This window comes from Comamonas sp. MYb396 (assembly GCF_037479555.1).
In the GTDB taxonomy this organism is placed as follows: Bacteria; Pseudomonadota; Gammaproteobacteria; order Burkholderiales; family Burkholderiaceae_C; genus Comamonas.
Genome location: NZ_JBBGYU010000002.1, coordinates 499,708 through 520,733, shown reverse-complemented (window position 1 = coordinate 520,733; position 21,026 = coordinate 499,708). Strand labels below are relative to the sequence as shown.

Here is a 21,026-nt window from a genome sequence, read left to right as displayed (position 1 = left end):
GCCATGAAAAAGCCCCGCAGAGCGGGGCTGGTGCCAAGGAGTGGGTGCGGGTCAGCGGCTTTGGTCCAGCAGGCGCTGGGCCTGGGCCTTGACCGTGGCACTGGACGACTCGGCCATGACTTCTTCGGCCAGCGAGCGCGCGCCTTCCTTGTCGCCGATGGCCAGGAATTCCTGGGCCAGGGTCAGCTTGGTGGCCAGCGGATCGCTGTCATCGATCTCCAGACCGGCCATGTCATCGGCCAGGGTGACCGGATGGGTGTGGTCTGGCTCGCCGGTGCTGGGCAGGTCCAGCGACAGCGAGGTCATGTCGAAGTCCATCGTCGGCATGCTCTTGTCGCCGATGGGCATCTGCGCTGTGCTTTGGCTGTCGAAGTCGCTCAGCTGGAAGTCGAGCGAGCCGGGTTGGGTCTCCAGGCTCTGCGCGGCGCTGTGGCTGGCACTGGGCGAGAGCTCGGACGGAATGCTCAGCGCTTCGGCCAGTTGGCGGTCAAAGTCTTCCATCGAAAGCGCAGGCTTGCCTGCGGCAGGCGCCAGTGCTTCAAAAGCCAGGCCCGCATCAGCGGCCGGCGCAGCTGGCGTGGCTACCGGGGCAGCAGGCGCTGCCGGTGCCTGGAACTGCGAGGCGGCATCCGGGGTTTCGGTCAGCTGGCTGCTCATCGCGAAATCCAGACCGGTGGAGGGGCTGAATGCGCTGGCAGGGCTGGAGGCCGCCATCGTCGTGGGCGGCAGCGTGTTCTCGAAAGGAATCGGCTCGGCGCGCGCAGCAGCGGCGGCAGCGGCCAGCGCGGCAGGCGTGGCGATCTCAGCCGCAGAAGGCACCGCAGCGGTGTTGTTCTGGTAGATCGGGTTGGCCGCGTCCAGCTCCTGGCCCAGCGCGGCGATGCGCAGCCAGTCGGGGCCGGTGCCACCGGTCAGCTGGCGGGCATCCTTGGCGATGCTCTCCAGCGCCAGGCGGTCCTTGCGCTTGGCGTAGATCTCGGCCAGCTTGGCATGCAGTGCGCTGCGGGTCGGGCTGGTGCGCAGCGCTTCCTTGAGGATTTCCTCGGCCTGCAGGTCACGGCCATAGGCCAGGTAGACATCGGCTTCGGCCACCGGGTCGACATCGCCGGCATCGAGCTGGCTGGGGGTGTAGGCCAGCGAGGAGTTGCCGGTGGTCATTGCGCTCACCGAGGTGTCGATGTGCTGGCCACCGCTGGCGCCAAAGAACGAGTCCTGGGCCAGGCTGCTCTCGAGCACCGAGTCGGTCGCGGCGTTGACGCCTTCGTTGCGCTTTTTGTTGCGGTACCACAGGCCGCCGAGCAGCGCGAGGATGGCCAGGCCGCCCGCTGCGGGCAGCAGGGGGTTGTCCAGCAACTCATCGACGAAGCTGGGCTCTTCGACCGGCGCAGGTGCCGGAGCGGGCTTGGGCTTGGGTGCGGCCGCAGGTGCCGGGGCTGGTGCTGCTGCAGGTGCTGCGGCGTCGCTGGCGCCAGCAGCAGGCGCTGGAGCCGGTGCCGTGGCGGGCGCTGCGGCCGGTGCCGGGGCCGTTACCGCAGGCGTAGCGGGTGCTGCAGGTGCAGGCGTGGCTGCTGCAGGTGCCGCAGCAGCCGGTGCGGCGGCAGGCGCACTGCCCGCGGCCGCTACGGTGGCGGTCGCTGCGGGTTTTCCGTCTGCGGGGGCTGCGGCCGATGCTGCGGTGGCTGCCGTGCCGGCAGCGGCTTGCTTGAGCTTGTTGAGCTCTTCGATGTTCTTGTTCAGCTCGGAGCTGCGCTCCTGGGCCGCATTGGCCTGCTGGGCGCTGGCGACGCTGGCTTCGGCCGACTTCGTGCCTTTGGCTGCTTCCTTGCTCAGCTTGAGCTGGTCCGGTGCCACGCTCTGGGGCTTCTTGTCGTCCACCGAGGCCTCGACCTTGCCGCTGGCAGCGCGCGTGTCGGTGGCGACCTGGGCCGGCGCTGCCTTGGCTGCGAGCTGGCTGCGGTAGCTGTTGAAGTCGCGGCTTTGTGCGGCCACCATCTGGCGCGCCTGGCGGGGCGATACCGCGCGGGCCTGCTCGGCCGTCGGCATGGTCAGCGTGACACCTGCCTTCATGCGGTTGACGTTGCCACCAACAAAGGCGTGCGGGTTGCTCTGGACCACGGCGATGAGCATCTGGTCGAGCGAGATATCCGCGGGCTTGTTTTGCGCGGCGATGCGGCCCAGCGTGTCGCCGCGTTGGGTGCGCACGCTGTCGCCACCGCTGTTGTTGCTGGCGGTGGCGGGAATATTGGCGCGTGCTGCGGGTGCTGGGCGCGGTGCAGCAGCGCTGCGGGCGGCGGGGGCAGGCGCTGGTGTGGCCGAAGCCAGGGGCTCCTCGATCACGCGCACAGGCGGTGCCGGTGGGCGCGCGGCAGGGGCGGCTGCGCTCAGCTGCGGCGCCACCGTGACGGCGGGTTCGGGCTTGCGCAGGTTGGGCGGGTCGAACAGCATGGTGTAGCTGCGCACGACCTGGCCGGAATTCCAGTTGGCGTCGATCACATAGTCGACAAAGGGATCATTGACCGGACGCTGCGTGGTCAGCACGATCACCGCCGTGCCATTGGCGCGGCGCTGCAGCTGGGCGCGCACGCCACTGACCGTGCCCGAGTAGTCCATGCCCTGGGTGCGGAAGACCGCCGACGAGGCCGTCTTGACCTGCAAGGTGTCGGCCTCGGCGTCGGTGATCTGCGGAACTTCGATTTCCGCGCGCAGGGGCTCGCCCAGCGCGGATTTCACATTGATCTTGCCCAGCGCGAGCGCTGATGCTTCCCCTGTGTACAGGCCAAAGGCTGCCATGGCGGCGGCAAGCGCAGTGATTTTCCAGCGATGCATAGTGCTATTTGATTGAATAGTAGAAGCGTGCGGGGTTGTTTTTGTACCCATGAGAAAGCCCTCCCCCTAAGACGCGAAATCGGTAATTATCAGTAAAAAGAACCTTAACAGTAATGTGTTGGAGTGACAAGTTAAGGAATGGGCATCTCATTTGATAGGGTGCTTGGGCTCACTCCGGTCGGTCTGATTGTTGTTCCAGAGCAACTTTTCAGAGGGAGGCTGCCGGGCAGACCCAGGCTTGAATCGTTAGCAAAAGCAGCAAGAAAAACACCTTCCGGCTGCTGGGGGCAGGCCCGGAAGGTGTGGTGGTTGGGCCGCTTATGCAACGGCCGGCATCAGGCCGCCAGCAGGATGCGCAGCATGCGGCGCAGCGGCTCGGCAGCGCCCCAGAGCAGCTGGTCGCCGATCACGAAGGCCGAGACGTACTCGGGGCCCATGTTCAGCTTGCGCACACGGCCCACGGCCACTTCCAGACCACCGGTCACCGCAGCGGGGGTCAGTTCCTTGACGGTCACGGCGCGCTCGTTGGGCACCCACTTGACCCAGTCATTGCCACCCTTGATCAGCGCTTCGATCTCGGCGAGCGGCAGGTCCTTGTTCAGCTTCAAGGTCAGCGCCAGGCTGTGGCAGCGCATCGCGCCAATGCGCACGCACAGGCCGTCGACGGGGATGGTGGCATCGGTGCCCAGGATCTTGTTGACCTCGGCCTGGCCCTTCCACTCTTCCTTGGACTGGCCATTGTCCAGCTGGGCATCGATCCAGGGGATCAGGCCACCGGCGAGCGGCGCGCCAAAGAACTCGGTGGGCACATCGCTGCGGATGGTCTGGGCGACCTTGCGGTCGATCTCCAAAATGGCGGAGGCGGGCGTGGCCAGCTCATCGGCCACGGCAGCGTGCACCACGCCCATGCCCTTGAGCAGTTCGCGCATGTGGTTGGCACCGCCGCCGGACGCGGCCTGGTAGGTCATCGACGAGACCCATTCGACCAGACCGGCGTTGAACAGGCCCGACAGGCCCATCAGCAAGATGGAGTTGGTGCAGTTGCCGCCAATCCAGTTCTTGCCGCCAGCGGCCAGCTTGCGCTGGATCAGTGCGTCATTGACGGGGTCGAGCACGATGACGGCATCGTCTTGCATGCGCAGCGAAGAGGCGGCATCGATCCAGTGGCCATTCCAGCCGGCAGCGCGGATCTGGGGGAAGACTTCCTTGGTGTAGTCGCCGCCTTGGCAGGTGATGATGATGTCGCACTTGGACAGCTCGGCAATGTCATTGGCATCCTTGAGCTGGGTGTGCACGGTCGCCATCGCCGGGGCCTTGCCGCCTGCGTTGGAGGTCGAGAAAAACACCGGCTCGATCAGCGCGAAGTCACCTTCGGCCTTCATGCGGTCCATCAACACCGAGCCGACCATGCCGCGCCAGCCCACCAAACCTACCAATTGCTTGCTCATAAAACGCCCTTGTGTACCTAAAGGAAATACCACGTGGGGCTGAGGGCCTGGCTCGTCGGCCAGGGGGAGGCGCACGACGAACCAGGCTGGATCAGCCGGTAATCTTCGTGGTGGTTGTGAATGTGTATGCGCGCGCAGCCATACCCGCCTCAATGGGGGTGATGGGGTTCAGCCAAGAAATAGGGCAGTGCGCAGACATAGGAAGCTATTCTAGCGCCAAATTTTTAAACCTGTGCAGAAATTTTTATAAATTTCGAGTGCTGGCGCATCGAAGCGCATGCATATATGACGTTAAAAACTATTTTTCGACCATTTATGGTTTTTTAATTCGTCGAAATGACTAAAGTGGAAAGCGCGCCGCGCTTCTGTCGTCGTTTTGTTGTTGAAACGGGGTGCTTGCTTGCGCAGCATCAACAATTCCATCCATCTGCAGGCGCAAAAAAGCGACCCGCAGGTCGCTCTTGGAGGCTTGTGTGGTCGGCTGCTTACAGAGCCGCCACCACGGCGTCACCCATTTGCTGGGTGCCGACCTTGGTCGTGCCTTCGCTGTAGATATCGGGCGTGCGCAGGCCCTGGGCCAGCACCTTTTGCACAGCCGCTTCGATCTTCTGGGCAGCGGCTTCCTGGCCCAGGCTGAAGCGCAGCATCATCGCCGCCGACAGGATGGTGGCCAGCGGGTTGGCAACGCCCTTGCCGGCGATGTCCGGTGCCGAGCCGTGGCTGGGTTCGTACAGGCCTTGCTTCTTGTCGTTGAGGCTGGCCGAGGGCAGCATGCCGATCGAGCCGGTCAGCATCGAGGCCTCGTCGCTCAGGATGTCGCCAAACATATTGCCGGTGACGACCACGTCAAAACGCTTGGGTTCCTTGACCAGCTGCATCGCGGCGTTGTCCACATACATGTGGTCCAGCTGCACATCGGGGTACTGCTTGCCCACTTCGGTCATCACGTCCTTCCACAGCTGGAAGGTCTCCAGCACATTGGCCTTGTCCACGCTGGTCACGCGCTTGCTGCGCTTTTGCGCGGCCTGGAAGGCCACATGGCCGATGCGCTCGATCTCGGGGCGGGTGTAGCGCATCGTGTCGAAGGCTTCTTCGGCGCCGGGGAAGTGACCGTCCGGTGCGCTGCGGCGGCCGCGTGGCTGGCCAAAATAGATGTCGCCGGTCAGCTCGCGGATGATCAGGATGTCGAGGCCGGACACCAGCTCGGGCTTCAGGCTGGAGGCGTGGGTCAGTTCCTTGTAGCAGATCGCGGGGCGGAAGTTGGCAAACAGGCCCAGCGCCTTGCGCAGGCCCAGGATCGCCTGCTCGGGGCGCAGTGCGCGCTCCAAAGTGTCGTATTTCCAGTCGCCCACGGCGCCAAACAGGATGGCGTCCGATGCCTTGGCCAGCTCCAGGGTGGCGGGTGGCAGCGGGTGGCCGGAGGCCTCATAGGCAGCGCCACCGACGGGTGCGCTTTGCAGGTGCAGGTCGAGCTTCAGGGCGTCGAGCACCTTCACGGCTTCTGCAACGATTTCTGGACCAATGCCGTCTCCGGGCAATACAGCGATTTTCATGGTTTTTTCTCAGTCAGGATGGCAGGGCTGCGCCCGGTGGGGCGCAGCGGGGATGGCGTGAAAGGGATGCGCGCGGCGCTCAGGCCTTGGCTTGCACCAGGCTGTGTGCCAGCCAGGGCTTGGTGGCCAGGCGGTTGGCTTCATAGGCCTGGATCTTGTCCTTGTGGCGCAGCGTGAGGCCAATGTCATCAAAGCCGTTGAGCAGGCAGTACTTGCGAAAGGCGATCACATCGAAGGGGATGCTTTCGCCGCCGGGGCGCAGGATGACCTGCTGGTCCAGGTCGATGGTCAGGCTGTAGCCGGGATGCACCGCGACTTCGTTGAACAGCATGTCGATCGTGGCCTCGGGCAGCACGATGGGCAGCAGGCCGTTCTTGAAGCAGTTGTTGAAGAAGATGTCGGCAAAGCTGGGCGCCAGGATGGCGCGGAAGCCGAACTGGTCCAGCGCCCAGGGTGCGTGCTCGCGGCTGGAGCCGCAGCCAAAGTTCTTGCGGGCAATCAGGATGCTGGCGCCCTGGAAGCGCTGCTGGTTGAGCACAAAGTCCGGGTTGGGCTTGCGGGCGGACTCGGGCACGCCTGGCTGGCCGGGCTGGTCCAGGTAGCGCCATTCGTCAAAGGCGTTGACGCCAAAGCCGGTCTTCTTGATCGACTTGAGGAACTGCTTGGGGATGATGGCGTCGGTGTCGACGTTCTCGCGGTCCATGGGTGCCACGAGGCCGGTGTGGATGGTGAATTTTTGCATGTTCAAGCCTTTGGGCTGCACGCGGTCATTGGATGCGCGCGGGCAGCGGTGTATGGGATAGGGTTAGCGTGCTGCGCGCGAGATGGCGTTGCCCGCCCCCTGCACGTCCTGGCCAATGCCGTGGACGGTGTTGCAGCCCGACAGCAGCGCGGCGAGCACGATGGTGAAGAAGGCAAAACGGGTTTTCATCGCATAGCTCCTGGGGTCATGCAAAACGGCGGATATCCACAAAGTGGCCGTGCACGGCGGCGGCGGCGGCCATCGCGGGGCTCACCAGGTGGGTGCGGCCACCGGCGCCCTGGCGGCCTTCGAAGTTGCGGTTGCTGGTCGATGCGCAGCGCTCGCCGGGCTCCAGGCGGTCGGCGTTCATCGCCAGGCACATCGAGCAACCGGGCTCGCGCCACTCAAAACCGGCGGCGGTGAAGATCTGGTCCAGGCCTTCGGCCTCGGCCTGGGCCTTGACCAGGCCCGAGCCGGGCACCACCATGGCCAGCTTCACATTCTTGGCCACTTTCTGGCCCAGCTTCTTGACCACGGCAGCGGCTTCGCGCATGTCTTCGATGCGGCTGTTGGTGCAGCTGCCGATGAACACCTTGTCGACGAAGATGTCGTTGATCGGCTTGCCTGGCTCCAGGTTCATATAGGTCAGCGCACGTTCGATGGCGCCGCGCTTGTTCGGGTCCTTTTCCTTGTCCGGATCGGGCACGGTCGCATCAACGCCCAGCACCATCTCGGGGCTGGTACCCCAGGTGACCTGGGGCACGATGTCTTCGGCGCGCAGGGTGACCACGGTGTCGAACTTGGCATCGACATCGGAGTGCAGGGTCTTCCAGTAGCTGACAGCCTGGTCCCATTCGACGCCGGTAGGCGCCAGCGGGCGGCCCTTGACGTAGTCGATGGTCTTGCTGTCCACAGCGACGAGGCCTGCGCGGGCGCCGGCTTCAATCGCCATATTGCAGACCGTCATGCGGCCTTCGATGGACAGGTCACGGATGGCCGAGCCGGCAAACTCGATGGTGTAGCCGGTGCCGCCTGCGGTGCCGATGCGGCCGATGATGGCCAGCACGATGTCCTTGGCGGTCACGCCCGGGGCGACCTTGCCATCCACCTTGATCAGCATGTTCTTGGCCTTCTTGGCCAGCAGGGTCTGCGTGGCCATCACGTGCTCGACCTCGGAGGTGCCGATGCCGTGGGCCAGCGCGCCAAAGGCGCCATGGGTGCTGGTGTGGCTGTCGCCACAGACCACGGTCATGCCGGGCAGGGTGGCGCCTTGCTCGGGGCCCATCACGTGGACGATGCCCTGGCCCTTGTCCATGAAGGGGAAGAAGGCAGCAGCGCCGAACTCGCCAATGTTGTCGTTCAGGGTGACGATCTGTTCCTTGCTGATCGGGTCCTCGATGCCGTCATAGCCGCGCTCCCAGCCGGTGGTGGGGGTGTTGTGGTCGGCGGTGGCGACCACGGAGCTGACGCGCCAGAGCTTGCGGCCCGCCATGCGCAGACCTTCGAACGCCTGGGGGCTGGTGACTTCGTGCACCAGATGGCGGTCGATATACAGCACGGCGGTGCCATCCTCTTCGGTGTGGATGGTGTGCTCGTCAAAAATCTTGTCGTAGAGGGTGCGTCCGGTCATCGTGGTTCTCTTTGGGTCAAGGGTCTCATCAAGGGGCTAAATACGAAATATCAAAGATGGGCAAAGGTCTGCAGGTGCGCGGCCAGGTCGGCGTCTTGCTGGTCTGCGGCCTGGGCCTCGTCGGCGGGCCGGGGGCTCAGGTGCTCGACCAGCAGGCGGGCGGTGACCGGCAGCGCCTCAAAGTCGCGCGCCATCAGGCGCAACTCGCGCTGCGCCCAGGCGTCGGCCAGGCGGATGCCGCGCAGGTTGCCCACGCCGTGCATCAGCGCAAAGGCGCGGTCGGGCAGCAGGCCAATGCCCAGGCCGTTGTCGATCATGCGGCACATGGCGTCCAGGCTGGTGACCTGGATGCGCTGGCGCAGCGGCCGGCGCAGCTGGGCCGATGCGGTGCGCATGGCCTGGCTGATGCTGCTGCCCGATTGCAGGCCGACGATGTCCCATTCCAGTGCTTCTTCAAAGCTGATCGTATTGCGCTGGGCCAGTGCATGGTCCAGCGGCACTACGAGCATCAGGTGGTCGCTGCGGTAGGGGCGCGACTGCAGATCGAGCTCGGCGGTGTTGGCAACGGCATCGGGGTTGCAGATGCCCAGGTCGGCCGTGCCTTCGTGCACGGCCTGGATCACCTGCGCACTCAGGTGCTCCTGCAGGTCGATCTTGATCTGGCTGTGCGCGCGGGCAAAGCTGCCCAGGTCCTCGGGCAGAAACTGCACGATCGCCGAAATATTGGCATGGATGCGCACATGTCCGCGCACGCCATCGGCGTATTCGCTGAGCTCGCCCTGCATGCGCTCCAGCCCGAACAGCACATTGCGGGCATGGTGCAGCAGGCTCTCGCCCGCCGGCGTCAGAGTGACGCCACGGCTGTGGCGGTAGAGCAGCTGGGTGTCGACGGCCGTTTCCAGGTCGGACAGGCGCTTGCTGACGGCCGAGGCCGCGATGAACTCCCGCTCTGCCGCGCGGCCAATGCTGCCCAGCTCGCACACCGCCACAAACAGCTGGAGCGAGGTCAGGTCAATGCGGCGCGCAAAACTGCGCTCTGAGCTTTTCATGGCGGGGAGGTATCGTGTTTTTAGAAATCAGCAGCCATTTTATCGCCAAATATCGCGTTTGGTATCGCGGATGACGATGGCTGATGTGTCATTTGCATGAAAACGTAGCGGGGCGCGCCCGCCAGCGGCCTGCGCCAGAGGCTGCCGAATGTGTTCGTTTTTGTAAGGCCTTCACCCCATGGGGCAGTCTCACCGCGATTGAGCAGACATCGCAAGCAGCGATGCTCTAGAAACGGAATCACAAATGTTTTCTCGCTCCCCTTCTGTTGGCCTGTTCAATGCGCGTCCTGCTGGCCTGGCGGTCATTGCCATCGCGGTGGCGGCCCTGCTGGCCGGCTGCTCGCCAGATGCAGGGCAGGGCGCATCGACGGCCGAGGCCTACATGGCCACCCCGGCTGCGCCCGCGCCGGTAGCGCCGATGGCCGCCCGCTCCATGGCCAAGATGGCGACGATGGAATCAGCGCCCGCTGCCGATATGGCCGTGGGCCAGGGCGGTGCGGCCGCCCCCAGCGAGCGCTTTTTGGCCATCAGCCACCGCATCCAGGTGGAGACGCCGGCGGCCGATCTGGCCGCGCTGTGGGAAGAGGTCAAGGCGCGCTGCGAGCGGCTGGACTGCTATGTCGAGGGTTCGCAGCTGCGGCGCGAAACCCCGCAGTCGGCCGCCGAGGCCATGCTGGCGATGCGGGTCAGCCCCGCTGACTTTGCTGCGCTGACCGCGTCGCTGGGCGCTGGCGCCCGGGTCCTCAACCACCAGACCACGACCGAGGACAAGACCTATGAGGTGGTCGATGTGGAGGCGCAAATCAAGAACCGCACCGAATACCGGGACAGCCTGCGCGCGCTGATGCTGGAGAAGAATGTCAAACGCAGCCTGCAGGACCTGATGGCCATCCGCGACACGCTCTCCCAGGTGCAGGCCGAGATCGATGCGGCCAACACCCACCGCGCGCTGCTGCAGCGCGATACCGCCAAGCAGTTTGTGCAGATGCGGTTCCAGCCCACGCGCGCCATCGTCAGCGGCACCTACAGCCCCTGGCAGCAAACCTGGCAGCGCAGCTGGGATGGCCTGACCCGCAGTGTGCAGTCGCTGATTCTGACCGCCGCACAATCGCTGCCCTGGTTGCTGGCGCTCGCGCTGGTGGTGCTGCTGCCGCTGCGCTTCGCCATCCAGCGCTGGATGCGCCGCAGCGCCGCGCGGGCGCAGCCTGCAAACCAGGCAGAAACCCAGGACTGACAAGCGCAGCGGCCATGAAAAAAGCACCAGCGAGGCTGGTGCTTGGCTAGGCTTGGCTAAGGAGGCGCCGCATCGGATAGATGCGGCGTTTCTTTCTATCAGGTGAACAGGTTCTTCAGACGGTCGGCCCAGGACTGGTTGTTGGGTGTGTGCTTGGCGCCACCCTTTTTCAGCGATTCATCGAGTTCCTTGAGTAGCTTGCGCTGGTGCTCGGTGAGCTTGACAGGCGTCTCGACGACGATGTGCACATACAAGTCGCCCGGGTAGCTGGCGCGCACGCCCTTGATGCCCTTGCCGCGCAGGCGGAACTGCTTGCCGGTCTGGGTGCCTTCGGGGATGTCGATCGCAGCCTTGCCACTCAGGGTTGGCACTTCGATTTCGCCGCCCAGTGCTGCGGTGACCATGCTGACGGGCACTTCGCAGTGCAGGTCATCGCCATCGCGCTCGAACACCTCGTGCTTGCGCACGCGGATCTCGATATAGAGGTCGCCGGGTGGGCCACCATTCTGGCCGGGTTCGCCATCACCGGTGGAGCGGATGCGCATGCCGTCGTCGATGCCGGCAGGGATGCTCACTTCCAAGGTCTTTTGCGACTTGGTGCGGCCCTGGCCGTGGCAGCTGGTGCAGGGCTCGGGGATGATCTTGCCGGTGCCCCGGCAGTGCGGGCAGGTTTGCTGCACTGCGAAAAAGCCCTGGCGCATCTGCACCTGACCGCTACCGTGGCAGGTGCTGCAGGTCTTGACCTGGGTGCCGGGCTTGGCGCCGCTGCCGTGGCAGGTGTCGCACTCGTCCCAGGACGGAATCTTGATCTGGGCGTTCTTGCCCGCTGCCGCCTCTTCGAGGCTGATGTCCATCGCGTAGGACAGGTCGTTGCCCCGGTAGACCTGGGGGCCACCGCCGCCGCGACGGCCACCGCCAAACATCTCGCCAAAGATGTCGCCAAACGATTCGGCAAAACCACCAAAGCCCTCGCCGCCCATGCCCGAGCGCATGTTGGGATCGACCCCGGCGTGGCCGTACTGGTCGTAGGCGCCCCGCTTTTGGCTGTCGGAGAGCATTTCGTAGGCTTCTTTGCACTCCTTGAACTTCTCTTCCGCCTCCTTGGCCTTGTCGCCCTGGTTGCGGTCGGGGTGGTACTTCATGGCCATCTTGCGGTAGGCCGTCTTGATTTCGACTTCCGTGGCGGATTTGCTCACGCCGAGGACTTCGTAGTAATCGCGTTTGGACATGGTGTTCTTGAATTCTGTGGGTAATTAACCAGCGGCGTTCTGGTACGCCCGGGCATGGGTGCCCACAAAGCTGCGGCCGGGATTGTCGCCGTCAATCCATTGCTGCGGTGGAAATAGCTCAAACAAGCCCACCTTGAACAAGGTGGGAATCGCCATCTTCAGCTCTTGTTCAACAGCGCCGCGCTCGCCGGCATTGTAGAGCGCGATGTTGTAGAGCATGGTGGCCACGGTGCCGGTCTGCACCCGGCTGCCGTCTTTGAGCGTGACGGCGGGCAGCTCTGCCGCGCCATCGGTGATCTTCTGGTTGACACGGCTGAGCTCTGCAACATGCAGTGCGTCGCTCGCAGGTGCTGTAGTAGATGTCATCGTGTGCCTTTGGATGCTTGCGTGAAAGGGAGACAGGGCCTGCAGCCCACTGACCGGAGCTACGTGCTACAGAAGAAAGAGCGATTCTGTAGAAAAGCCATGCCGGAGTGCGGCAATGCGAACTCCGGCATGGGTGCTGGGTAGCGTCGGCTCCAAGCCTGTCGGAAGGCGATTAGTCCTTCTTGACTTCCTTGACTTCGGCATCGACGACATTGTCATCGGCTGCCGCAGCGCCGGCCGCGCCAGCTGCTGCACCGGCGGCTCCGGCCTGTGCAGCCTGGGCGTCGGCATACACCTTCTCGCCCAGCTTCTGGCTGGCGGTCATCAAGGCCGTGGTCTTGGCTTCGATCGCGTCCTTGTCCTCGGTCTTCAGTGCTTCTTCCAGCTCTTGAACCGCGCTGTCGATGGCCGACTTCTCAGCGGCATCGAGCTTGTCGCCATGCTCGCCCAGGCTCTTCTTGACGCTGTGGACTGCGGCTTCGCCTTGGTTGCGGGCCTGCACCAGCTCGAGCTTCTTCTTGTCGTCGGCGGCGTTCAGCTCGGCGTCCTTGACCATCTTCTGGATCTCGTCCTCGGACAGACCGGAGCTGGCCTTGATGGTGATCTTGTTTTCCTTGCCGGTGCCCTTGTCCTTGGCAGAGACGTTCAAGATACCGTTGGCATCGATGTCGAAGGCCACCTCGATCTGTGGCGTGCCACGGGGTGCGGCTGGAATGCCTTCCAGGTTGAACTCGCCCAGCAGCTTGTTGGCGCTGGCGATTTCACGCTCACCCTGGAACACCTTGATGGTCACGGCAGGCTGGTTGTCCTCGGCGGTCGAGTAGGTCTGCGCGAACTTGGTCGGGATCGTGGTGTTCTTCGTGATCATCTTGGTCATCACGCCGCCCAGGGTTTCGATACCCAGGGACAGAGGCGTCACGTCCAGCAGCAGCACGTCGGAGCGGTCACCGCCCAGCACCTGGCCTTGCACGGCAGCGCCCACGGCCACGGCTTCGTCAGGGTTCACATCCTTGCGTGGGTCCTTGCCGAAGAATTCCTTGACCTTCTCCTGCACCTTGGGCATACGGCTCATGCCGCCGACCAGGATCACGTCGTCGATGTCGGACACAGCGATGCCGGCGTCCTTGATCGCGGTGCGGCAAGGGGCGATGGTGCGCTCGATCAGCTCGTCCACCAGGCTTTCGAGCTTGGCGCGGGTGAGCTTGATGTTCAGGTGCTTGGGACCCGAAGCGTCAGCGGTGATGTAGGGTAGGTTGATGTCGGTCGCAGCCGAGCTGGACAGCTCGATCTTGGCCTTTTCAGCCGCTTCCTTCAGACGTTGCAGCGCCAGCACGTCCTTGGACAGGTCCACGCCTTGCTCTTTCTTGAACTCGGTGATGATGTATTCGATCACGCGTTGGTCGAAGTCTTCGCCGCCCAGGAAGGTGTCGCCATTGGTCGACAGCACTTCGAACTGCTTTTCGCCGTCCACATCGGCAATTTCGATGATGGACACGTCAAAGGTACCGCCGCCCAGGTCATACACGGCGATCTTGCGGTCACCCTTGCCGCCCTTGTCCAGGCCAAAAGCCAGGGCTGCAGCGGTAGGTTCGTTGATGATGCGCTTGACTTCCAGACCGGCGATACGGCCAGCGTCCTTGGTGGCCTGGCGCTGTGCGTCGTTGAAGTACGCAGGCACGGTGATCACGGCTTCGGTCACGGGCTCGCCCAGGAAGTCCTCGGCGGTCTTCTTCATCTTGCGCAGCACTTCTGCGGAGATCTGTGGTGGGGCCAGCTTCTGGTCACGCACTTGCACCCAGGCGTCGCCATTGTCGGCCTTGACGATCTGGAAAGGCATCAGGTCGATGTCCTTTTGCACTTCCTTCTCGTCGAACTTGCGGCCGATCAGGCGCTTGGCAGCGTAGATCGTGTTGCGGGGGTTGGTGACAGCCTGGCGCTTGGCAGAAGCGCCCACCAGGATTTCGCCGTCTTCCTGGTATGCAACGATCGATGGCGTGGTGCGTGCACCTTCGCTGTTTTCGATCACGCGGGTGGTGTTGCCTTCCATCACGGCCACGCAGCTGTTGGTCGTGCCCAAATCAATACCGATAATCTTTCCCATTTCTCTACTCCTGTATTTGTTGGGGCGGCTCAGCGCCCTGATTGACTGTTATCTGTGGCTTTTTGGCGGTTGTTCAAGTGCGCAATGCAAAAAAGCCGGGAGGTACGTTTACTTGGGTGCAGCAACGGTCACCAGTGCAGGGCGCAGTACGCGCTCGGCAATGGCATAACCCTTTTGCAGCACAGCCACCACGGTGTTGGGGTCTTGCGCGGCGGGCACGGCGGAGATCGCCTGGTGGTGGTGGGGGTCGAACTTGTCGCCGGCAGCCGGGTTGATCGCGATCACCTTGTTGCGCTCCAGTGCGGAGACGAGCTGGCGCAGGGTGGCGTCCGAGCCTTCGCGCAGTTGCTCGGGGCTGGCGTTCTGGATCGCCAGCGCGGCGTCCAGGCTGTCGATCACCGGCAGCAGGCTCTCGGCAAAGCTCTCGACGCCGAACTTGCGGGCCTTGGCCACTTCATCATCGGCGCGGCGGCGCGCGTTTTCAACTTCTGCCTTGGCGCGCAGGTACTGGTCGGCCAGCTCGGCGTTCTTGGCCTTCAACTCCGCCAGCTCTGCTTCCAGTTGCGACTGGTTGGCAGCGGCAGCGGCTTCCAGCTCTTCGGCGGACATGGGGTTTTGGCCTTCGGGGTGGAGGTTGTCTGACATGGTGCTGTTCGTATTTCGTTAACAAAAAGGACTCTTGTGGCCGCACCTGGGGGCATTTCCTTGCTTTTCAAGGGGCTTATTTGGCTTTTCCGTCTGGGCAAGCTGCCCCCGAGGCGTCCGCAGCGGCCCGTGTTTATAAACCATGTTTGACGGTTTTTGAATTGGTTTGTATAATCGTTGGTTTCCCTTGCCACACCGCTCTGTATTTGCAATCAAGTGCACTAGCGGGTGGCGCAATCCACAAGGAGTTTGCATGCGTCACTATGAGATCGTGCTGCTGATCCACCCCGATCAGAGCGAACAAGTTCCAGCCATGCTGGAGCGTTACAAAGGCATGATTACCGCCGGCGGCGGTAAGATCCACCGCGTTGAAGACTGGGGCCGCCGTCAACTGGCCTACATGATCAACAAGCTGGCCAAGGCCCACTATCTGTGCCTGAATATCGAAGCCGACCAGGCTGTGATGGCTGAACTGGAACACGCGTTCAAGTTCAACGACGCTGTGCTGCGCCAACTGACTGTGCAGAAGAAGAAGGCTGACACCGCTCCTTCGGCCATGATGAAGACCGTGGAACGCGAAGAAGCGCGCAAGGCCAACCAGGCTGAGCACGCCGCTGCAGAGCGTTAATCACACAGGAGGTGGAGAACCGCGTACTTGTCACCGCCGTCATCGCTGAAATCAAGATTTTGCGATACACGCCGGCTGGGCTACCTGCTGTAGATGTTGTGCTGGAGCACCGCTCCACCCAGACCGAAGCAGCGCAACCCCGACAAGTCAATGCCGTGCTCAAGGCGATTGCCTTTGGTGCACTGGCAGAGCGAATCGCTCGGCAGGCTGTAGGGAGCACCTGGACATTCCAGGGCTTTTTGGCCACACCGCGCAACAGCAAATCGCTGGTTCTGCACATCCAGGATATTCAACAAGATACTTATTGAGAGGTCCGAAAATGGCCACGTTCAAGAAATTCAACAAAGACAAGCGCCCAAAGCGCAACACCCAGTCGCTGCTGTTCAAGCGCAAGCGTTTCTGCCGCTTCACCGTGGCTGGCGTCGAAGAAATCGACTACAAGGATGTCGACACCCTGCGTGATTTCGTTGCTGAAAACGGCAAGATCATTCCCGCACGTCTGACCGGCACCCGCGCCATCTACCAACGTCAGCTGAACACTGCCATCAAGCGCGCTCGCTTCCTGGCCATGGTTCCTTACTCTGACCAACACAAGATCTAAGGAGCACGAACATGCAAATCATTCTGCTCGACAAGGTCGTGAACCTGGGCAACCTGGGTGAAATCGTGAAGGTCAAGGACGGTTACGCACGTAACTTCCTGATCCCTTCGGGCCGCGCACGCCGCGCTACCGAAGCTGCCAAGGCTGAATTCGAAGCCAAGCGCGCTGAGCTGGAAAAGGCTGCTGCTGAAAAGCTGGCTGCTGCCCAAGCACAAGGCGAGAAGCTGTCCGGCCAGACCGTGAAGCTGACCCAAAAGGCAGGTGTGGATGGCCGTCTGTTCGGCTCCGTCACCAACCACGACATCGCTGATGAACTGGGCAAGATGGGCTTCCAAGTGGCCAAGTCGCAAGTGCGTCTGCCCAACGGTCCTATCAAGACCGTGAGCGAGACCGCTGTGGAAGTGGCTCTGCACACCGACGTGGTGGTGGAAGTGAACGTGTCCGTCTACGGCGAACACGTTTAATACCCCACGCTCTGCGTTGAGAAGCCGCCCTCGGGCGGCTTTTTCGTTCCCGGCCGCAGCACAGTCCCCGGGATGCGGGTTTTGTTCGTCGCTGTCAGCCTTGCGCGGCATCTGCGCTATTCTTGTGGATTGCTGGCTGCCAGGCCAGCGTTTGCTCATTTGGATTTCCCATGTCAGAGACCTTTCCCCCCCTGGATGACACTGCCTTCATCACCCCCGACAAGCAGGTGGCGCAGCTGCGCATACCGCCGCATTCGATCGAATCGGAGTCCAGCGTGCTGGGGGGCCTGCTGCTGGACAACAATGCCTGGGACCGGGTGGGCGATGTGCTGGCCGAGGACAACTTCTACCGCCATGAGCACAAGCTGATCTTCGCGGCCATGGCCAGCATGATCAATGCCGGCAAGCCCGCCGATGTGATCACGGTCTATGAGCACCTGCAAAGCATCGGCAAGGCCGAAGAGGTGGGCGGCCTGGCCTACCTGAACCAGCTGGCCCAGTATGTGCCCAGCGCCACCAATATCCGCCGCTATGGCGAAATCGTGCGGGAGCGCTCGATCCTGCGCAAGCTGGTCACCGCCAGTGACGAGATCGCCACCAACGCCTTCAACCAGCAGGGCAAGACGGTGGACCGCATTCTGGACGAGGCCGAGCAGAAGATCTTTGCGATTGGCGAAGAGGGCTCGCGCATGAAGCAGGGCTTCCAGTCGCTGGACAACCTGGTCGTCGACCTGCTCGACCGGGTGCAGGAGATGGCGGACAACCCGGTCGATGTGACCGGTGTGCCTACCGGCTTTGCCGACCTGGACCGCATGACCAGCGGCCTGCAGGCCGGTGACCTGGTGGTGCTGGCCGCGCGCCCCTCGATGGGCAAGACCTCGTTTGCGGTGAACATTGCCGAGCATGTGGCGCTCAACGAAGGCCTGCCGGTAGCCATCTTCTCGATGGAAATGGGCGCCGCCCAATTGGCGGTGCGTATCGTCGGCTCGATTGGCCGGGTCAACCAGGGCAATCTGCGCACCGGCAAGCTGACCGATGAGGAGTGGCCGCGCCTGTCCGAGGCGATCGAGCGGCTGCGCACGGTCTCTCTGCACATCGATGAGACCCCGGGCCTGACGCCGTCGGAGCTGCGCGCCAACTCGCGGCGCCTCGCCCGCCAGTGCGGCAAGCTCGGCCTGATCGTCGTCGACTACCTGCAGCTGATGAGCGGCTCGGGCTCGGCCGCCAGCTCGGACAACCGGGCGACGGAGCTGGGTGAAATCTCGCGCGGTTTGAAGATGCTGGCCAAGGAGCTGCAATGCCCGGTGATTGCGCTGTCGCAGCTCAACCGCTCGGTCGAGCAGCGCACCGACAAGCGCCCGATGATGTCCGACCTGCGCGAATCGGGCGCCATCGAGCAGGATGCGGACATCATCATGTTCATCTACCGCGATGACTACTACAACAAAGAGAGCAATGAGCCCAATGTGGCCGAGGTCATCATCGGCAAGCAGCGTAACGGCCCGACCGGCACCGTGAAGCTGTTCTTCCAGAAGAACCAGACCCGCTTTGAAAACCTGGCCGTGGGCGGCGACGACTACTGATGCACGCCAGCGCCGGGCAGGCTGGGGTGGGGCTCAGTCCTGCTGCCCCTGGCTTTGCTGGAGCACCCATTGCTCAAAAGCCTGCAGCGCGGCCGAGGGCTCGCGGTAGGTGGGGTAGCTGAACCAGTAGCTCTGCGTGCCCGGCAAGGTCTGGGTATGGGCGGGGATCAGCTGGCCCGCATCGAGCGCCGGTTGCACCAGCACCTCGGGCACCAGGCCCACGCCCAGGCCGGCGGCGGCCGCCATGATGACCATCGAGAACAGCTCATAGCGCGGCCCGCGCGAGGCCTGCACCGAGTAGTCCCAGCCCAGGCCGTTGTACCAGTCGCGCCAGGCAGCGGGCCGGCTCTCCAGCCCGATGTGTACCAGTGGTTGCCAGTCCTCCTGCGTGGCCAGCGCATGCTGCGCTGCGAAGGCCGGGCTGCAGACGGGGATGCAGGCGCCATCGCGGGCAATGCGCTGCCCCTGGGTCTTGGACCAGAGGCCGTCGCCCGAATAGATGGCCCCGTCAAAACCGCTTTCCTCGAACGCAAAAGGCTCGGAGCGCACCGACAGGTGCACATGGATGTCCGGGTGCAGCTGCGCAAAGGCGGGCAGCCGGGGCACCAGCCACTGCGTGGCAAAGCTGGAGACGACGGCCAGGTGGATGGCATAGCCCTGGGCGCGGCTGTTGGCGATCTCCTGCGTATCGCGCTCCAGGCCGTTGAGGTGCACACGCACACGCTGCGCATATCGTTTACCCGCATCGGTCAGCATGACGCGGCGTTTGTGGCGTACAAAAAGCGGCACCCCCAGCCGGTCCTCCAGCGCCGCCACATGGCGGCTGACGGCACTGGCGGTCAACGCTAACTCATTGGCAGCGCGGGAGAAATTGCCGTGCCGGGCCGAGGCTTCAAAAGCCATCAACAGGCCGATATTGGGAATCGCGTTGCGCATGGGTGGGGACTTTGTTCAAAAAACGCACTATGTCTCACCATTTTCTCATTTTGTTGTTCCTGATAGTTCACATAGTATTTTTAAGTTTGGTGCTTCTGCCCCCGCTGCGCACTGCCGCAGGCGGGCCCTGTGCAGCCCTGTCACGGGCAGGGTGTACAAAGTGCTGTGCCCGTGTCCGGGCGCGCAGCGCTTTAAGCTGCGATGGCAGCACCCCCCATCATGGTCCGGGCCCGCACGGAGGGCCGGACAGTTTCTGTTGTGATAGTGAATAGGAAAGACGAGCGATGACGCAATCCACCCAACGTTTGAACGAAATTCTCAAGGCGCTTGCGCTCGACCTCCAGCCCCTGGCAGGCCAGGACATCACCAGCCGCTCGCCCGCCGACGGCGCCACCCTGGCCGTGTTGAAGGCCCACAGCGCGCAGCAGGCGCAGGACGCCATTGCCGCTGCCCACCAGGCCTACCTGCAGTGGCGCACCGTGCCCGCCCCCGTGCGTGGCGAGTTGGTGCGCCGCTTTGGCCAGACCCTGCGCCAGCACAAGGCGGCACTCGGCGCCCTGGTGTCGATTGAAGCGGGCAAGATCACCTCCGAAGGCCTGGGCGAAGTCCAGGAAATGATCGATATCTGCGACTTTGCCGTTGGCCTGTCGCGCCAGCTCCATGGCCTGACGATTGCCAGCGAGCGCCCCGGCCACCGCATGATGGAAACCTGGCACCCGATGGGTGTCGTGGGCATCATCTCGGCCTTCAACTTCCCCGTCGCCGTCTGGTGCTGGAACAGCGCTTTGGCGCTGGTCTGCGGCGACGCGGTGGTGTGGAAGCCGTCCGAGAAGACCCCGCTGACGGCCGTGGCCTGCCAGCACCTGCTCGAGCAGACGATTGCTGCCTTCAACCAGGAGCAACCTGGTGCCGTGCCAGCGGGCCTCGCCCAGCTGCTGATTGGTGCCCGCGAGGTGGGCGAAGTGCTGGTGGACAGCCCGCTGGTGCCCGTGGTCAGCGCCACCGGTTCGACCCGCATGGGCCGCCAGGTCGGCGTCAAGGTGGCCGAGCGCTTTGGCCGCTCCATCCTGGAGCTGGGTGGCAACAACGCGATGATCGTCACGCCATCGGCCGACCTGGAGCTGGCCGCCCGCGCCATCACCTTTGCAGCCGTCGGTACTGCCGGCCAGCGCTGCACCACCTTGCGCCGCCTGATCGTGCACAAATCGGTGGCCGACCAGCTGGTGGCGCGCCTGGAGAAGATCTACGGCAGCGTCACCGTGGGTGACCCGCTGACCGATGGCACCCTGGTGGGCCCGCTGATCGACAAGGCCTCGTTCGACGGCATGCAGGCCGCACTGGCCCAGGCCAAGGAAGAGGGCGGCACCGTCATCGGCGGCCAGCGCGAGCGCGAAGACCTGGGTAAAGACGCCTACTACGTGCGCCCGGCTCTGGTCAAGATGCCTTCCCAGACCAAGGTGATGGAGCACGAAACCTTTGCGCCCATCCTCTACATCGTCACCTACGACGGCAGCGCCGACGATGCGATCGCGGTGCAGAACGCCGTGCCCCAGGGCCTGTCGTCGGCCATCTTCACCAGCGACCTGCGCGATGCCGAGCGCTTCATGTCGCCCGCTGGCAGTGACTGCGGCATTGCCAACGTCAATATCGGCACCTCGGGTGCGGAGATCGGTGGTGCCTTTGGTGGCGAGAAGGAAACCGGCGGTGGCCGCGAATCGGGCTCGGACGCCTGGAAGGGCTATATGCGCCGTGCCACCAACACCATCAACTACAGTGGCGCGCTGCCACTGGCGCAAGGCGTGCGCTTTGACGTGTGATGGGCGGGCAGCTGCAGGCCGGCGCCGTGGGCATGCTGCCCGCTGCCCGGGCTTGCAGGGCTCCCAACCGGGGCGGCCGCTGCGCCGCCGGGTGTGTGCTGCCGGCGCAGGCCACTGATATGCCTGTGCCCTGTGCGGCCTCCCATCCAGGCAGGGGCTTTACGCTCCTGTCTC

General features: G+C 63.7%; 19 protein-coding genes. 7 read left to right on the top strand and 12 right to left on the bottom strand.

The genetic code is table 11. The features are described from left to right. Nucleotides 1–51: 51 nt before the first annotated feature. The 7 genes from WH265_RS06465 to WH265_RS06435 all read right to left on the bottom strand — a co-directional run bounded on the left by WH265_RS06465 (nt 52) and on the right by WH265_RS06435 (nt 9,248). Nucleotides 52–2,826: a FimV/HubP family polar landmark protein gene (locus WH265_RS06465; RefSeq protein ID WP_339557721.1), complete on the bottom strand. Its 2,775-nt coding sequence runs from the start codon at nt 2,824–2,826 to the stop codon at nt 52–54. Between the two features lie 335 nt (nt 2,827–3,161). Next, on the bottom strand, nt 3,162–4,274 hold the full coding sequence (asd, locus tag WH265_RS06460; RefSeq protein WP_339557720.1) for an aspartate-semialdehyde dehydrogenase: 1,113 nt from the start codon (nt 4,272–4,274) through the stop codon (nt 3,162–3,164). A 485-nt stretch (nt 4,275–4,759) separates the two neighbouring features. Next, a complete protein-coding gene (gene leuB / locus WH265_RS06455) occupies nt 4,760–5,827 on the bottom strand; it encodes a 3-isopropylmalate dehydrogenase (RefSeq protein WP_133855413.1) in 1,068 nt (355 codons plus the stop codon). Nucleotides 5,828–5,906: 79 nt separating this feature from the next. Beyond that, on the bottom strand, nt 5,907–6,569 hold the full coding sequence (gene leuD / locus WH265_RS06450; RefSeq protein ID WP_027011222.1) for a 3-isopropylmalate dehydratase small subunit: 663 nt from the start codon (nt 6,567–6,569) through the stop codon (nt 5,907–5,909). A gap of 63 nt (nt 6,570–6,632) precedes the next feature. After that, nucleotides 6,633–6,758 (bottom strand): entericidin A/B family lipoprotein, encoded by a 126-nt coding sequence (locus WH265_RS06445; protein ID WP_021028336.1) that lies wholly within the window; start codon nt 6,756–6,758, stop codon nt 6,633–6,635. 16 nt (nt 6,759–6,774) lie between these two features. Next, nucleotides 6,775–8,199: a 3-isopropylmalate dehydratase large subunit gene (gene leuC, locus WH265_RS06440; protein ID WP_116924770.1), complete on the bottom strand. Its 1,425-nt coding sequence runs from the start codon at nt 8,197–8,199 to the stop codon at nt 6,775–6,777. 50 nt (nt 8,200–8,249) lie between these two features. Continuing rightward, nucleotides 8,250–9,248 carry a LysR family transcriptional regulator gene (locus tag WH265_RS06435; RefSeq protein WP_339534507.1) on the bottom strand — a complete coding sequence of 333 codons (999 nt, stop codon included), beginning with the start codon at nt 9,246–9,248 and terminating at the stop codon, nt 8,250–8,252. Nucleotides 9,249–9,492: 244 nt separating this feature from the next. On the opposite strand from WH265_RS06435, the gene WH265_RS06430 reads away from it, so the two are divergent. Continuing rightward, nucleotides 9,493–10,482, top strand: coding sequence for a DUF4349 domain-containing protein (locus WH265_RS06430; protein ID WP_339557719.1), 990 nt, complete (start codon nt 9,493–9,495; stop codon nt 10,480–10,482). Nucleotides 10,483–10,580: 98 nt separating this feature from the next. Here the strand turns inward: WH265_RS06430 and dnaJ are convergent, their stop codons facing one another. The 4 genes from dnaJ to grpE form a co-directional block, all read right to left on the bottom strand. Further along, nucleotides 10,581–11,711, bottom strand: a complete 1,131-nt coding sequence (dnaJ, locus tag WH265_RS06425; protein WP_133855419.1) for a molecular chaperone DnaJ — start codon at nt 11,709–11,711, stop codon at nt 10,581–10,583. Nucleotides 11,712–11,735: 24 nt separating this feature from the next. Then, on the bottom strand, nt 11,736–12,077 hold the full coding sequence (locus tag WH265_RS06420) for a DUF7709 family protein (RefSeq protein WP_339557718.1): 342 nt from the start codon (nt 12,075–12,077) through the stop codon (nt 11,736–11,738). A 172-nt stretch (nt 12,078–12,249) separates the two neighbouring features. Beyond that, nucleotides 12,250–14,178 (bottom strand): molecular chaperone DnaK, encoded by a 1,929-nt coding sequence (gene dnaK, locus WH265_RS06415; protein ID WP_339519102.1) that lies wholly within the window; start codon nt 14,176–14,178, stop codon nt 12,250–12,252. A gap of 108 nt (nt 14,179–14,286) precedes the next feature. Continuing rightward, nucleotides 14,287–14,823 (bottom strand): nucleotide exchange factor GrpE, encoded by a 537-nt coding sequence (grpE, locus tag WH265_RS06410; RefSeq protein WP_133855422.1) that lies wholly within the window; start codon nt 14,821–14,823, stop codon nt 14,287–14,289. Between the two features lie 253 nt (nt 14,824–15,076). Here grpE and rpsF point away from each other — a divergent pair, with 253 nt between their 5' ends. The 5 genes from rpsF (at nt 15,077) to dnaB (ending at nt 18,099) form a co-directional block, all read left to right on the top strand. Beyond that, entirely contained in the window at nt 15,077–15,451 is a 375-nt protein-coding gene (gene rpsF / locus WH265_RS06405; RefSeq protein ID WP_021028344.1) for a 30S ribosomal protein S6, read from the top strand. A gap of 11 nt (nt 15,452–15,462) precedes the next feature. Further along, the gene (priB, locus tag WH265_RS06400) at nt 15,463–15,759 is read left to right on the top strand and encodes a primosomal replication protein N (protein ID WP_339534515.1); all 297 of its coding nucleotides are present in this window, start codon (nt 15,463–15,465) and stop codon (nt 15,757–15,759) included. An 11-nt stretch (nt 15,760–15,770) separates the two neighbouring features. Continuing rightward, entirely contained in the window at nt 15,771–16,052 is a 282-nt protein-coding gene (rpsR, locus tag WH265_RS06395) for a 30S ribosomal protein S18 (RefSeq protein ID WP_021028346.1), read from the top strand. An 11-nt stretch (nt 16,053–16,063) separates the two neighbouring features. Continuing rightward, entirely contained in the window at nt 16,064–16,516 is a 453-nt protein-coding gene (rplI, locus tag WH265_RS06390; protein ID WP_021028347.1) for a 50S ribosomal protein L9, read from the top strand. A gap of 170 nt (nt 16,517–16,686) precedes the next feature. Further along, nucleotides 16,687–18,099, top strand: a complete 1,413-nt coding sequence (gene dnaB, locus WH265_RS06385; protein ID WP_021028348.1) for a replicative DNA helicase — start codon at nt 16,687–16,689, stop codon at nt 18,097–18,099. A gap of 33 nt (nt 18,100–18,132) precedes the next feature. Here dnaB and WH265_RS06380 read toward each other — a convergent pair whose 3' ends face one another. Then, nucleotides 18,133–19,035: a LysR substrate-binding domain-containing protein gene (locus WH265_RS06380; protein WP_021028349.1), complete on the bottom strand. Its 903-nt coding sequence runs from the start codon at nt 19,033–19,035 to the stop codon at nt 18,133–18,135. A gap of 284 nt (nt 19,036–19,319) precedes the next feature. Here WH265_RS06380 and amaB point away from each other — a divergent pair, with 284 nt between their 5' ends. Further along, the gene (gene amaB, locus WH265_RS06375) at nt 19,320–20,852 is read left to right on the top strand and encodes an L-piperidine-6-carboxylate dehydrogenase (protein WP_339557717.1); all 1,533 of its coding nucleotides are present in this window, start codon (nt 19,320–19,322) and stop codon (nt 20,850–20,852) included. Nucleotides 20,853–21,026: the final 174 nt, after the last annotated feature.